This window comes from Bradyrhizobium ingae (genome assembly GCF_055791185.1).
Genome location: NZ_JBVUBB010000002.1, coordinates 237,096 through 249,999, shown reverse-complemented (window position 1 = coordinate 249,999; position 12,904 = coordinate 237,096). Strand labels below are relative to the sequence as shown.

The 12,904-nt window shown below is 64.4% G+C and carries 13 protein-coding genes; 10 read left to right on the top strand and 3 right to left on the bottom strand.

Features of this window, described 5'->3' with window-relative positions:
• The first annotated feature begins 48 nt into the window (after positions 1–48).
• From ACV1FX_RS03740 to ACV1FX_RS03710, 7 genes are all read left to right on the top strand, one after another.
• Positions 49–1,218, top strand: a complete 1,170-nt coding sequence (locus ACV1FX_RS03740; RefSeq protein ID WP_473116196.1) for an acetyl-CoA acetyltransferase — start codon at positions 49–51, stop codon at positions 1,216–1,218.
• Positions 1,219–1,338: 120 nt separating this feature from the next.
• Positions 1,339–1,539: a hypothetical protein gene (locus ACV1FX_RS03735; protein ID WP_473116195.1), complete on the top strand. Its 201-nt coding sequence runs from the start codon at positions 1,339–1,341 to the stop codon at positions 1,537–1,539.
• Positions 1,540–1,668: 129 nt separating this feature from the next.
• The gene (locus ACV1FX_RS03730) at positions 1,669–2,868 is read left to right on the top strand and encodes a CaiB/BaiF CoA transferase family protein (RefSeq protein ID WP_473116194.1); all 1,200 of its coding nucleotides are present in this window, start codon (positions 1,669–1,671) and stop codon (positions 2,866–2,868) included.
• 10 nt (positions 2,869–2,878) lie between these two features.
• Positions 2,879–4,012 (top strand): thiolase family protein, encoded by a 1,134-nt coding sequence (locus ACV1FX_RS03725; protein ID WP_473116193.1) that lies wholly within the window; start codon positions 2,879–2,881, stop codon positions 4,010–4,012.
• Positions 4,012–4,368 carry a Zn-ribbon domain-containing OB-fold protein gene (locus tag ACV1FX_RS03720; RefSeq protein ID WP_473116192.1) on the top strand — a complete coding sequence of 119 codons (357 nt, stop codon included), beginning with the start codon at positions 4,012–4,014 and terminating at the stop codon, positions 4,366–4,368. Before ACV1FX_RS03725 ends, ACV1FX_RS03720 begins: the two co-directional genes overlap by 1 nt.
• Before the next feature lie 477 nt (positions 4,369–4,845).
• A complete protein-coding gene (locus ACV1FX_RS03715) occupies positions 4,846–5,373 on the top strand; it encodes a carboxymuconolactone decarboxylase family protein (protein WP_473116191.1) in 528 nt (175 codons plus the stop codon).
• 151 nt (positions 5,374–5,524) lie between these two features.
• The gene (locus ACV1FX_RS03710; RefSeq protein WP_473116190.1) at positions 5,525–5,827 is read left to right on the top strand and encodes a nucleoside triphosphate pyrophosphohydrolase family protein; all 303 of its coding nucleotides are present in this window, start codon (positions 5,525–5,527) and stop codon (positions 5,825–5,827) included.
• 5 nt (positions 5,828–5,832) lie between these two features.
• On the opposite strand, the gene glsA is transcribed toward ACV1FX_RS03710, so the two are convergent.
• Together glsA and ACV1FX_RS03700 are read right to left on the bottom strand one after the other, a co-directional pair.
• Complete coding sequence (gene glsA, locus ACV1FX_RS03705; RefSeq protein ID WP_473116189.1) at positions 5,833–7,680, bottom strand: glutaminase A; 1,848 nt, start codon at positions 7,678–7,680, stop codon at positions 5,833–5,835.
• A gap of 73 nt (positions 7,681–7,753) precedes the next feature.
• Entirely contained in the window at positions 7,754–8,005 is a 252-nt protein-coding gene (locus ACV1FX_RS03700) for a hypothetical protein (protein ID WP_473116188.1), read from the bottom strand.
• Between the two features lie 137 nt (positions 8,006–8,142).
• Here ACV1FX_RS03700 and ACV1FX_RS03695 point away from each other — a divergent pair, with 137 nt between their 5' ends.
• Together ACV1FX_RS03695 and ACV1FX_RS03690 are read left to right on the top strand one after the other, a co-directional pair.
• Positions 8,143–9,117 (top strand): IclR family transcriptional regulator, encoded by a 975-nt coding sequence (locus ACV1FX_RS03695; RefSeq protein ID WP_473116187.1) that lies wholly within the window; start codon positions 8,143–8,145, stop codon positions 9,115–9,117.
• Entirely contained in the window at positions 9,047–10,606 is a 1,560-nt protein-coding gene (locus ACV1FX_RS03690) for an acyl-CoA carboxylase subunit beta (protein ID WP_473116186.1), read from the top strand. Before ACV1FX_RS03695 ends, ACV1FX_RS03690 begins: the two co-directional genes overlap by 71 nt.
• Positions 10,607–10,704: 98 nt before the next feature.
• Here ACV1FX_RS03690 and ACV1FX_RS03685 read toward each other — a convergent pair whose 3' ends face one another.
• The gene (locus ACV1FX_RS03685) at positions 10,705–11,880 is read right to left on the bottom strand and encodes a patatin-like phospholipase family protein (protein WP_473116185.1); all 1,176 of its coding nucleotides are present in this window, start codon (positions 11,878–11,880) and stop codon (positions 10,705–10,707) included.
• 229 nt (positions 11,881–12,109) lie between these two features.
• Here ACV1FX_RS03685 and ACV1FX_RS03680 point away from each other — a divergent pair, with 229 nt between their 5' ends.
• Positions 12,110–12,886: an acetoacetate decarboxylase gene (locus ACV1FX_RS03680; RefSeq protein WP_473116184.1), complete on the top strand. Its 777-nt coding sequence runs from the start codon at positions 12,110–12,112 to the stop codon at positions 12,884–12,886.
• The last annotated feature ends 18 nt before the right edge of the window (positions 12,887–12,904 follow it).

Sequence of the window (12,904 nt, the reverse complement as noted above, 5' to 3'; positions counted from 1 at the left end):
CTAAGAATCGGGCAAGGGGAGACGAGGGACGACCTGAGGAGAGTGACCATGACCGCCAGCATCGTCGGATGGGCGCACACGCCGTTCGGCAAGTTTGACACCGAGACCGTCGAAAGCCTCGTCACGCGCGTGGCCAACGAGGCGCTTGCGGACGCCGGCATCTCGGCGAGCGATGTCGACGAGATCGTGCTCGGTCATTTCAACGCCGGCTTCTCGCCGCAGGATTTTACCGCTTCGCTTGTCCTCCAGGCCGATCCGCATCTGCGCTTCAAGCCGGCAACGCGCGTCGAGAACGCCTGCGCCACCGGCTCGGCCGCCGTGCATCAGGGGCTGCGCGCGATCCAGGCCGGTGCTGCCAGGATCGTGCTGGTTGTCGGCGTCGAGCAGATGACGCGGACGCCGGGTCCGGAGATCGGCAAGAACCTGCTCAAAGCCTCGTACCTGCCGGAAGATGGCGACACCGTCGGGGGCTTCGCCGGCGTGTTCGGCAAGATCGCCAGTGCCTATTTCCAGAAATACGGCGACCAATCCGACGCGCTGGCGCTGATCGCGGCCAAGAACCACAAGAACGGCGTCGCCAACCCCTTCGCCCAGATGCGCAAGGACTTTGGCTTCGAGTTCTGCCGCTCCGAGAGCGAGAAGAATCCTTACGTCGCCGGCCCCCTGAAGCGCACCGACTGCTCGCTGGTCTCCGATGGCGCCGCGGCGCTGGTGCTGGCCGACGCCGAGACCGCCAAGGGCATGGGCAAGTCGATCGGCTTCCGCGCCACCGCGCACGCCCAGGACTTCCTGCCGATGAGCAAGCGCGACATCCTCCAGTTCGAGGGTTGTACCGTCGCCTGGCAGCGCGCGCTGGAGAAGGCCGGCGTGTCGCTCGCCGATCTCTCCTTTGTCGAGACCCACGACTGCTTCACGGTCGCCGAGCTGATCGAATATGAGGCGATGGGCCTGACGCCGAAGGGGCAGGGCGCCCGCGCGATTCTGGAAGGCTGGACGCTGAAAGACGGCAAGCTGCCGGTCAATCCGTCCGGCGGATTGAAGTCGAAGGGCCATCCGATCGGCGCCACCGGCGTTTCCATGCATGTGATGACCGCGATGCAGCTCGCAGGCGAGGCGCCCGAGGGCATGCAGATCAAGAACGCCGGGCTCGGCGGCATCTTCAACATGGGCGGCGCGGCCGTCGCCAACTACGTTTCCATCCTGGAGCCGTTGAAGTAACCCGTAAGGGTGGGCAAGGCCGCAAATGCGCCATGCCCATCCTTCCTTGCGCTATGTCAAGGTGGGCACGTTCCGCTTCGCTCACCCTCCTGCTCTTGATTGATTTCCGGGGAACGCATCATGAGCAATGATAGCTCGCTATCACTAGACCAACTCAACGATCGTATCGCGATCCTCGAGGGCAATATCAGGCAGCTCATCGAGCAGGCCGCCGCGGCGTCCGGCGAGCAGAGTGAGGCGCGTATCGCCGATCGCATTAACCAGCAGAACGACGAGCTCGACCGGCTGCTCAAGATCCGTGAAGCCCGCCAGAAGAAATAAGCGGCGCGCCTCGTTCGCACGCGGCGCATGCGCTCATACGCCGGCCGCCCTTGCTCGCGCCTTGCCGCTTTAGTTAGCTGGTCGAAATTGCGGTCCGCACGATCGGCCGCGCGCAGTCGGGAGTGAACGATGGGGCCGTTGAAGGGCATCAAGGTCATCGACATGACGACCGTGCTCATGGGGCCATATGCAACCCAGATGCTCGGTGACTACGGTGCCGATGTCATCAAGGTGGAGTCGGTCGAGGGCGACGTCACCCGCCTGATCGGCCCGATGCGTCATGCCGGCATGGGCCCGGTGTTCCTCAACACCAATCGCAGCAAGCGCTCGATCTGCCTCGACCTGAAGAAGCCAGCCGGCCGCGACGCCGTGCTGCGGCTCATCAGGGATGCCGACGTCCTCGTCTACAACGTCCGGCCGCAGGCCATGGTGCGCCTTCAGCTCGGCTATGACGTGGTCTCCGCGATCAACCCGCGCCTCGTCTATGCCGGCGTTTTCGGTTTCGGTCAGGACGGCCCCTATGCCGCAAAGCCCGCCTATGACGACCTGATCCAGGGCGCAACCGCGCTGCCCGCGCTGATGGCGCAGACCGGCGACGGCGTGCCGCGCTACGTGCCGAACGCGTTGGTCGATCGCATCGTAGGCCTCACCGCGGTCGGCGCGATCTGTGCCAGCCTCGTGCATCGCGACCGCACCGGGCGCGGCCAGCGCGTCGACATCCCGATGTTCGAGACCATGGCCGGCTTCGTCATGGGCGATCACATGGGCGGGCTCACCTTCGAGCCGCCGCTCGACAAGGGTGGCTACGCGCGGCATCTGTCGCGCGACCGCCGGCCCTACAAGACCGCGGACGGCTACCTCAGCGTGATCGTCTACAACGACAAGCAGTGGCAGAACTTTTTCGAGGCGACCGGCCGCAACGATCTGCGCGCCGACAAGAGGTTTGCGACGTTCGCCGGCCGCGCCGCGAATATCGACTTCGTCTATGCCGAGCTCGCGCGCATCTTCGAGACGCGCACGACCGCCGAATGGATCGACCTTCTGACCAGGGCCGACGTGCCGGTCATGCCGATGCACGACCTGCAAACGATCCTGCATGATCCGCATCTGGAGGCGACGAGCTTCTTTCCGGTCGTCAACCATCCGACCGAGGGGGCGATCCGCAGCATGAAGGTCACCGCGACGTGGTCGGACACCGACGCCGAACCGTCACGGCTCGCGCCGCGCCTCAACGAGCATGGCGCGGAGATATTGAAGGAGGTCGATTATTCCGCGGATGAGATTGCGGCCCTGATACGCGACGGCGTGACCCGCTCGCCGCCGGAGTAGGGAGAGAGCCATGAGCTTCATCAGCGGTGTTGGGCTCACGCCTTACGGCAAGCATGAAGGTTCATCCTCGCTCGACCTGATGAGCCAGGCGGCTCAGCTTGCGCTCGACGATGCCGGGCTGAAGCGATCCGAGATCGACGGTGTCCTCTGCGGCTATTCGACGGTGTCGCCGCACATCATGCTGGCGACCGTCTTCGCGGAGCATTTCGGCATTTGCCCGAGTTACGCCCACGCCGTGCAGGTCGGCGGCGCGACGGGGCTCGCGATGACCATGCTCGCACATCACCTGGTCGAGGCCGGGGTGGCGCGGCATGTGCTCGTTGCCGCCGGCGAGAACCGCCTCACCGGGCAGAGCCGTGATGCCTCGATCCAGGCGCTGGCGCAGGTCGGTCATCCCGATTACGAGGTGCCGCTCGGCCCGACCATTCCCGCCTATTATGGCCTCGTCGCGTCCCGCTACATGCACGAGTACGGCGTGACGGAGGAGGACCTTGCGGAATTCGCCGTGCTGATGCGCGCGCACGCCTGCACCCATCCGGGCGCGCAATTCCACGAGCCGATCACGGTCGCCGACGTGATGGCGTCCAAGCCGGTGGCGCTGCCGCTCAAGTTGCTCGATTGCTGTCCTGTGTCCGACGGCGGTGCAGCCTTCGTGATCAGCCGCGAGCGGACCGGTGAGGCTGGCGTGCAGATCCGCGGCTGTGCGCAGGCCCATACCCATCAGCACGTCACCGCGGCGCCGGCGCTATGCGAGCTCGGTGCCGAGATTTCGATCGCGCGCGCGAAACAGGCTTCGGGTCTTGCGATATCGGATGTGCGCTATGCCGCGGTCTATGACAGCTTCACGATCACGCTTGCGATGCTGCTCGAAGACCTCGGCCTTGCCGGACGCGGCGAGGCCGCCGCGCGCGTGCGCTCCGGATATTTCGGCCGCGATGGACGCATGCCACTCAATACCCATGGCGGCCTCCTCAGCTACGGCCATTGCGGCGTCGGCGGCGCGATGGCGCATCTGGTCGAAACGCATCTCCAGATGACCGGGCGCGCAGGCACTCGTCAGGTCCGCGACGCCTCGACCGCGTTGCTGCATGGTGATGGCGGCGTGTTGTCTTCCCATGTCAGCATGTTTCTGGAGCGGGTGTGATGAGCGTGCGAGTTGCGGACTGGACCAAAGGCGAGGCGGCGATCGTCTATCAATGCTGCGGCGCGTGCGGCGGCATACAATACTTCCACCGCGAGTTCTGCGCGGCCTGCGGCGCGCCGGACCCGCAGGAGCATCGCGCGAGTGGCAAGGGCAAGGTCTACGCAACCTCGCTCGTCTGCCGCGCGGCGACGCAGGAGACGCGCGCGCATGTGCCCTACAACATCCTGCTCGTCGACTGCGTCGAGGGCTTCCGCATGATGGCGCACGGTGGGAAGCATCTCTCGATCGGCGACGAGGTCACCGCGCAGTTCACCTCGTTTGCCGGAAAGTTCGTTCCATTTTTCGTCAAGGTGTAGCTAATGGTTTTCGTCATTCGGGGGCGGTCGAACGGACCGAACCTGGAACGGGATTCTGGGTCTGGTTACCGGGCCGCGCGCTTTGCGCAGTCCCGTACGCACCACCCCGGAATGACGAAATCTCTTTTTAGCGCCCGTAGAACAATATGCTGGCGATGACGAGCATCGCCGTCACCGCCAGCATATGCGCGAACGCTTCCGAGGCCGCCCTCCTGGTGGCTTCCTTCATGCCGTTTTCTCCCTAGACTTGGGCGCGACTCATCGTTGCGCGCGTTGCGCCGCGACGGTCATATTTTTTTACTCGGAACACCCCACTTCGAGTATTCGCTGCGATTTGTCCCCACGCGGCGAATATCGACGGTTGCAAGGTCGTTCAGCAATAAGGCGGCAATTTGACTCGATGATGTTGCTCTTGCGTCGGTGCAAGAATAGTCTTCCGAACTGCCCGCAAAAACCGCAACAAGACCAGGGTGGCTGATGGCCCGTATCGACTACGCCGATTCTTCCAATGCGTCCGAGCGTACCCGCGACATTCTCGCCAAGAATCGCAACGCCAATATCTTCCGCATGATGTCGCATTCGCCCGATTATTTCGTGCAGTATTGCCGGCTGGGCGGCGCAATCCGGAGCCGGGGAGAGCTTGACCCGATCGTTCGGGAACTTGCGATCACGCGGACGGGGATCCTCTGCGAGGCGCCTTACGAGATCATCGCGCACAAGCGTATCGGCAAGAATGTCGGCGTCACCGACGAGCAGAACGAGGCGCTCGCGAACTGGCAGGCGGCGACGTGCTTTACCGAGACACAGCGCGCGGCGCTAGCGTTTACGGACGAAATCGTCAAGCTGAACAGGCCGACGGACGCGACCTTCAAGGCGATCGCCGCAAAGCTCACGCCTGGAGCGCTGGTCGAATTGCAGCTTTCGGTGGGCTTCTACATCATGACGTCGAAATTTCTCGAGACGTTCGAGATCGACCTCCAGCCGGTGACGGAGGTCGTGGGCTAGAGCATGATCCGGACCCGAAGGGCCGCGTTAGCGCAAAGCGTGAAGCGGTTTTCCGAAAAGATCATGCTCAAATACAAAATCTAAAGCGCGATGACGATCCATCGCCAGATCTTAGCGCGCTTTAGAGTTCGAGATGCGGCGAGGGATGCCGATGGACATCGATGAATTCGCGGCCTGGGCAGCGACGGTCGCCAAGGTCGAAGAGCACCCGACCAACGAACGGCTGTCCTATCTCGGGCTCGGCCTGACGGCCGAGGCCGGCGAGGTCGCCGATCACATCAAGAAGCTCCTGCGCGACGGCTGGCTTGATCAGGCCGGCCTCGTCGATGAGCTCGGCGACACCATTTACTATTGGGCTTGCCTCTGCGCGGCGACCGGCCAGAAGCCGTCCGACCTGCTCGCCAAGAGCGCAGCCAGGATCAACCGGCGCCTGCGTGAGGCGGCGAGCCGCTGACGCCGCTAGGTCGACGTCAGGATGTCCACCTTGGCGTTGGCGACGATCAGCCGGTCGGCGAGAAGCTGCGCCAAATTACGCATGATGCGTTCGCTGGCGTGCGGATGCTGCTGGCGAAAGCGCTCGAAATCCTTCAGCGGTACCTCGAAGGCGGTCGCCGCCATGTCGGCCAAGACGTCCGCGGAGCGCATTGATTCCAGCAGCGCCATTTCGCCGAAGGCCATGCCGGCCGTCAGCGTCGCCAGGCGAACGCCGTCGGGCAGCGTGACGTGAACGGCGCCGCTGCGCAGGAAGAACAGGGAATCGGCGGGATCGCCGGCCGCGACGATCTTCTGGCCGGTCTGATAAGTGCGGATCGTGCAGAGCGAGCCGAGGTCGGTCAGCTCTTCCTCGCTGAGGCCCGCAAGCAGCGGCTGCTCGACGAGCTCCGTGGTCTCGTGGAAGTCGATCGATCCGCCATAGCGATAGACGATCTGGTCTTCCGCCCATTCGATCGCGGTGTCCAGCAGGTAGAAGTCGCGGACGTTCTTCAGCTCCGCTGTCCATTCGCGAAGCGCGGTCCATTCCCGCGAGGCGCGCTGCACGCCGGACAGGACCACGGTGACGTTGAGCGCCGCGAGATCCTCGAAGGCCTCCGCCACGAGCCGCGCGCCGGCGCGGGTCGTCGAAGTGACGCGGTGCAGGTCGAAGATTACGAGTTGCGGTCGTGGCCGCGCCGCAAGCCGCCGCGAGACGTAGTCGACGGCCGAAAGCGACAGCGTGCCGACGAGCTCGATGACGCGGACCTCGTCCTCGTGGGCTGCAAGGATCTCGCGCTCGCTGAGGCGGCGGACGCGGCGCGACGGGCTCTGGCCGATGTGATAGTCCGCGATAACCGCGTTGCGCGCGTCGTCGCTGCGGTTGAGCATATGCAGGTCGTAATGCGAGGACAGCGCCTCGCAGACCTTGATGCCGCGCACGCTGTTGCCGTGCTTGTCGAGCTTTGGCGAATAGCTGCCGAGCCCGAGCCTGGCGGGAAGGGCGGCGAGAATTCCGCCGCCGACGCCGCTCTTGGCGGGGATGCCGATCCGGTAGATCCATTCGCCGGCATAGTCGTACATGCCTGACGACGTCATCACCGACAGCGTCCGCGCGATGGCGTAAGGCGTCATCACCTGCTCGCCGGTGACCGGATTGACGCCGCGGTTGGCGAGCGTTGCCGCCATGACGGCGATGTCGCGCGCAGTGACCAGCACCGCGCATTGCCGGAAATAGACGTCGAGCACATCGGCAACATTGTCCGATATCACGGCATTGGTGCGCAGCAGGTAGGCGATGGCGCGGTTGCGATCGCCGGTCTGGCTTTCGGACCTGTAGACGGCGTCATCGACGTCGAGTTCGCGCCCGGCGAATCTGCCGAGCGCCTTGCGGATCTCCTCGAAGGCGGCTTCACCCTTGCTCTCCTGGATCAGCCCGGTACAGGCGATCGCGCCGGCATTGACCATCGGGTTGAAGGGATGGTTCTCGGCATTGAGCCGGATCGAATTGAAGGGATCGCCGGAGGGCTCGACGCCGATCGCGCTCTCGACCCGCGCGGCGCCCAGCGTGTCGAGCGCCAGTGCGAACACGAACGGCTTTGACATCGACTGGATGGTGAAGGGGACCCTGCTGTCTCCGACTTCATAGACATGGCCGTCCAGCGTCGCGAGGCTGATGCCGAAATAAGCAGGATCGGCCTTGCTGAGCTCGGGGATATAGTCGGCGACGGCACCGGAGGTCTCGGCCGAGAATTCGGCGTGGCAAGTGTCGAGGAAGCGCAGCAAAGGCGGCTTCGATTGTGTCCAGGTGCTGGCAGGCGATGATAGCGGTGTCATGCCCTCCTTGTGCAACGCCATCAGGGCAGGCGCAACCCATCCGGAGGTGCACGAGCCGCCCGAAATTCAGTCACTAGCGACTCAACGAAAGATTTCCGCGTTGGGCCCGAGTAGCCTGCCATTGTCGCAATGCTGATTGCATGATCAGTGCGCGATGATCGAGAGCGCCTGGCCTCACGACGATGTCGTCGAGTTGACGAGAGGCGATGCGATCGTCCCTGCCGCAGGCGAGGGCACCGGTATCTTCGTCTTCATCGGCTTGGACGAATGCAACGTCGTCGCCATCCACAACGCTTTTCCCAACTTCAACGGGAATCGCGCGCATGTGTCCTGCGACCTCCGAGACGATCCTTAATTTTTGGCATTGCCGATCGCCTTTTTGTTGTCGTCGCAAGATGCCTGAGGTAGCGTGTCCTTCAAGCGGAATTTAATTCCGCACAGCGAAACATAACGGTAGGGAACATGGGACGACGTTCTGAGCGGTTGAGTAGGCAAGGCATGCTCGCTGGTGAGGCCGGCGAAAGTGATGTCATCCAGGTGGTCTCGCGCGCATTCGATGTGTTGCGATGCTTCGAGGGCCACGAGGCGCGGCTCGGTAATCTCGAAATCTCCAATCGCTGCGGCCTGCCGCGCTCGACGGTATCGCGGCTCACGCACACGCTGACGCGCATGGGGCAGCTGGTTTATCTGCCGCGCGATCAGAAGTACCGGATCGGGCCCAGCGCGGTCGCGATGGGCGCCTCGATGATGAAGGGCGCGCAGCTGCGCAACCTCATCCGCCTGCGGCTCGAGGATGTCGCCGAGCAATTGCCGGGGACGGTAGGATTCGTCATCCCCGATCGGTTCCATCTCGTCTATCTCGAATTTGCCCGCTCGGCGAGCGCGCTCGGCCTGCACGAGGGAACCGGCAGCCGGATCGCGATGGCCTCCACTGCCGCCGGCGCCGCCTATACGGCCGCGCTGCAGCCGGAGATCGGCGATGCCTTGATTGCGGAGATGGAGCGGGAGGCGCCGGAGGCGGCCCGGCTGTTGAAGCCGCGCATCGAGGCCAACCGTGAGTCCCTGCGCAAACACGGCTATGTCGTGGCCTGCGGCCTGTGGAGCCCGCACATCAACGGCGTCGCGGTGCCGATGTGGTCGCCGCAATATCAGACCGTCGTGGTGGTCACGATCGGCCTGTTGGCGGCGATGTATGACGAGGAGCGGCTGCGCAGCGAGGTCGCGCCGCTGATGGTCAAGCTCGGCAAGGCGGTTGGCGACCTGCTCGAAGGCGCCGAGGGCGACTTCCTCAACAACCGTCTCGAGCGCAAGCCGATCGCGATGGCCGTGCGAAACAATAACAAGCCGATCGCGCCGGAGGGACTGAATGAACTGGAAGCCGGAACTCGACGAGCTCGCCCGGCGCGAAGCCTTCGCGCGGGAGATGGGCGGCGTTGACAAGGTCAAGCGACAGCATGACCAGGGCCGGCTAACTGTTCGGGAGCGTATCGAAGGGCTGATCGACAAAGGCAGCTTTCACGAGATCGGTGCCGTCTCCGGCATCGGCGAATACGACGCGCATGGCGAGCTCAAGCATGTGACGCCGGCCAACTGCGTGTTCGGTCGCGCCAGGGTCGACGGCCGCACGGTGGTGGTGGTCGGCGACGACTTCACCGTGCGCGGCGGCTCGGCGGATGCGTCGATCTCTGCCAAGCCGCTGATGGCCGAGGAGATGGCGCACGACTTCCGCTTGCCCATCATCCGCATCATCGAAGGCTCCGGCGGCGGCGGCTCGGTGAAGACGATCGAGACCAAAGGCGCGGCGAACCTGCCGGGCGGCATCGGCGGCACGCGCTGGTACCGCTTCACGACGGAAAACCTCGCGCGTGTGCCCGTCGTTGCGCTCGGGCTCGGTTCGGTCGCAGGCCTCGGCGCCGCGCGGCTTGCCGCCAGCCACTATTCCGTCATGACCAAGAATTCCGCGATGTTCGTCGCGGGACCGCCGGTGGTGAAGCGGCTCGGGCAGGATCTATCCAAGCAGGACCTCGGCGGCGCCGACATCCAGACCCGCGCGGGCGCGGTCGATCATGCCGTCGAGACCGAGGCCGAGGCGTTCGCCTGCGCGCGGCGCTTCCTGTCCTATCTGCCGGCATCGGTCTACGAATTGCCGCCGACGCTGCCGTGCCATGACGATCCGGATCGCATTGACGAAGGCTTGACGAAGGCCGTGCCGCGGAACCGCCGGCAGGTCTACAAGATGCGCCCCATCATCGAGTCAGTCGTCGACAAGGGCTCGTTCTTCGAGGTTGCCGGCAATTTCGGCAAGCCGGTCATCGTCGGTCTCGCGCGGCTCGAGGGCAGGGCCGTGATGCTGCTTGCCAGCGATCCCTTCCACTATGGCGGCTCATGGACGGCGGATGCCTGCCAGAAGATCGTGCGCTGGGTCGATTTCGCCGAAACCTTCCATCTGCCGATCGTCTATCTCATGGATTGCCCGGGCTTCATGATCGGGCTGGACGCCGAGAAGGCGGCCACGATCCGCCACGGCGTGCGCGCCATGGCCGCGGTCAACCAGACCACAGTGCCCTGGTGCACGGTGATCCTGCGCAACGCGTTTGGGGTAGCCGGCGTCGTGCATCAACCGGCCGATCGCTTCTCGATCCGCTATGCCTGGCCGTCGGCCTATTGGGGCTCGCTGCCCCTCGAAGGCGGCATCGAGGCGGCCTATCGCGCCGACATCGACGCGGCCGAGGACAAGGCGGCGAAGCTGAAGGAGATAGAGGAGCGCCTCAACAAGCTGCGCTCGCCGTTCCGCTCGGCCGAAAAGTTCTGGGTCGAGGAGATCATCGACCCCCGCAAGACAAGATCGCTGCTGTGCGAGTTCGCGCGGCTCGCGGAGCCGCTCAGGACGCCGGGGCCGCCGGCGAACATGACGATCAGGCCGTAGCTCGGCTGTCATTGCGAGCGAAGCGAAGCAACCCAGACTGTCTCCGCGGAAGGATTCTGGATTGCTTCGCTGCGCTCGCAATGACGAGGTGGAGACAACTACGCGCTCTCGGTCTCCCGGTGCACGTCGTGCACGACGAGGCCCATGCCTTCGTCGGGCATCTTGATCCAGTCGCGACGCTTCAGCGTGCGCTTGGTGTCCTCGTAGCCGCTCGTCCAGTGCTCGCGCATCGAGGTGCCGGAGAATTCGTGATCCTTGGCGTCGCCCTCATAGGCCTTCTGCTGATAGATCAGATGCAGGATCGCGATCTCCGGCATGTTGCGCAGGCTCGTCTTGAGATTGCGCTCCTCCTCGGACAATTGTTCGTCGGGAAGCTTCGCCAGCGCCTTGTAGAGCAGGACCTTCAGATTATGCGTCCGGCGATAGACGTCGGTGTTGTGGCGCGTGCGCGAGGAATACATGATGTCCTTGTGGCGGGCCATCACGTCCTGGATCGAGCGCGGCAGCACGCCGCGCGCGCTGAACAGGTCGACCTGGAACACGAGCGAGTTGAGATCGTCCTCCTGGTCGAGCAGATGCTGGAGCGGCGTGTTGGAGACGATGCCGCCGTCCCAGAAGTGATCGGTGCCGATCCTGACCATGGGCAGCGCCGGCGGAAGGGCGCCGGAGGCCATGACGTGCTCGGGCTCGATCTCGTCGTGAGCGTTATCGAAATAGATGAAGTTGCCGGACAGCACATTCACCGCGCCGACCGCGAAGCGGATCTTCTTTTCGTTGATCAGGTCGAAGTCGACGAGCTCGCGCAGGCTCTCGCGCAATGGGGCCGTGTCGTAATAGCTCGTTGCGGTCCTGGCCCCGACCGGGCTGAACCACGGATTGACGTGGTGCGGGGTGAAGAAGCCAGGTTGGCCCAGCGCCGAAGTCATCCACGCGCTGTGGAGGTTGCGCCATTGGCGGAAGACGTCGCCGTCAGGCGTATAGTGCCAGATCTTGCGGTTGGTGATGCGCTCCCAGAAAATGCGGAGCTGATCGAGCCGCTTCTCCGGCTTGTTGCCGGCGATGATGGCGGAGTTGATCGCACCGATCGAGACGCCGCAGACCCAGTCCGGCTCGATGCCGGCCTCGTGCAGCGCCTGATAGACGCCGGCCTGATAGGCGCCGAGCGCGCCGCCGCCTTGCAGCACCAGCGCGACCCGATCGCAGCGCTCGGGGCGCCAGCCCCGCGAGGGCGGCTGATGTGTCTGATATGCCGGTTGCGACGTGCGGGCGTCCATGGCGCTGCCTCCCTGCCTCACCTGGACGATTGCGCCCCGCAATGACGTCGTGATGACAAGTCAGGTGCCAACGCATCACTCGCATGCGGATCAACCGGGCGGGGGAATGGCCGCAGGTCGCGCTCCCGACCGAAATCCTTCACATCACAGTCAATGAAGACCGTTAGCAATTGATCACAAGGCTCGATTGCCGGAACGGGCGTCACAGAGAGCACACGGGAGAGCTGCGATGCGAAAGGAAGACGTGCTGAGGCTTCCGTCCATGCCGGCTGCCGGACCGAGCTATCCGGCGGGTCCCTATCGCTTCGTCAACCGCGAATTCCTGGTCATCACCTACGAGACCGATCCTGATCTGATCCGCGCCGGCCTGCCTGAGCCGCTGGAGCCGATCGACCAGCCGATCGTGCATTACGAATGGATCAGGATGCCGGATTCCTCCGGCTTCGGCAGCTACACCGAGTCTGGCCTGGTGATCCCCGCGCGCCTGCACGGCGAGGAGGTGAACTTCGTCTCCCAGATGTATCTCGACGACGACCCACCGATCGCTGCGGGGCGCGAAATCTGGGGCTTTCCCAAGAAGTACGCCCATCCCAAGCTCGAGATCGTCAAGGATACCCTGACCGGCACGCTGGAATATGCCGGTCAGCTCGTCGCCATGGGGACGATGGGCTACAAGCACGAGAGCATGGCCGGCAACGGCGATCTCACCCGCGCGACGCTGTCGAAGACGCAGATCAATCTGAAGATGATCCCTGGCGTCGACGGCCATCTCGAGGTCTGCCAACTCGTCGCGATCAACCTCACCGACATCGTCCCGAAGGGCTCCTGGATGGGGCCCGGTCGGCTTCACCTCGTGCCCCACGTCAACGCGCCGGTTGCGGATTTCCCCGTCCGCCGGGTGATCGGCGCGCATCACTACATCGCCGACCTGACGCTGCCGTTCGGCCGCGTCGTGCACGATTACGTCCAGGAAGCCGCGGCGGCCACGAGTCTCGCGGCGGAGTAGGGGGGGCCCACGCGCAGG

Excerpts from the sequence above, each read along its gene's own strand:
- ACV1FX_RS03730 (WP_473116194.1), top strand. The coding sequence starts at position 1,669 with ATGGGGCCGTTGAAGGGCATCAAGGTCATCGACATGACGACCGTGCTC.
- ACV1FX_RS03685 (WP_473116185.1), bottom strand. The coding sequence starts at position 11,880 with ATGGACGCCCGCACGTCGCAACCGGCATATCAGACACATCAGCCGCCC.
- ACV1FX_RS03695 (WP_473116187.1), top strand. The coding sequence starts at position 8,143 with ATGGGACGACGTTCTGAGCGGTTGAGTAGGCAAGGCATGCTCGCTGGT.
- ACV1FX_RS03680 (WP_473116184.1), top strand. The coding sequence starts at position 12,110 with ATGCGAAAGGAAGACGTGCTGAGGCTTCCGTCCATGCCGGCTGCCGGA.
- ACV1FX_RS03720 (WP_473116192.1), top strand. The coding sequence starts at position 4,012 with ATGAGCGTGCGAGTTGCGGACTGGACCAAAGGCGAGGCGGCGATCGTC.
- ACV1FX_RS03725 (WP_473116193.1), top strand. The coding sequence starts at position 2,879 with ATGAGCTTCATCAGCGGTGTTGGGCTCACGCCTTACGGCAAGCATGAA.
- ACV1FX_RS03690 (WP_473116186.1), top strand. The coding sequence starts at position 9,047 with ATGAACTGGAAGCCGGAACTCGACGAGCTCGCCCGGCGCGAAGCCTTC.
- ACV1FX_RS03715 (WP_473116191.1), top strand. The coding sequence starts at position 4,846 with ATGGCCCGTATCGACTACGCCGATTCTTCCAATGCGTCCGAGCGTACC.
- ACV1FX_RS03710 (WP_473116190.1), top strand. The coding sequence starts at position 5,525 with ATGGACATCGATGAATTCGCGGCCTGGGCAGCGACGGTCGCCAAGGTC.
- ACV1FX_RS03735 (WP_473116195.1), top strand. The coding sequence starts at position 1,339 with ATGAGCAATGATAGCTCGCTATCACTAGACCAACTCAACGATCGTATC.
- ACV1FX_RS03700 (WP_473116188.1), bottom strand. The coding sequence starts at position 8,005 with ATGCGCGCGATTCCCGTTGAAGTTGGGAAAAGCGTTGTGGATGGCGAC.
- ACV1FX_RS03740 (WP_473116196.1), top strand. The coding sequence starts at position 49 with ATGACCGCCAGCATCGTCGGATGGGCGCACACGCCGTTCGGCAAGTTT.
- glsA (WP_473116189.1), bottom strand. The coding sequence starts at position 7,680 with ATGACACCGCTATCATCGCCTGCCAGCACCTGGACACAATCGAAGCCG.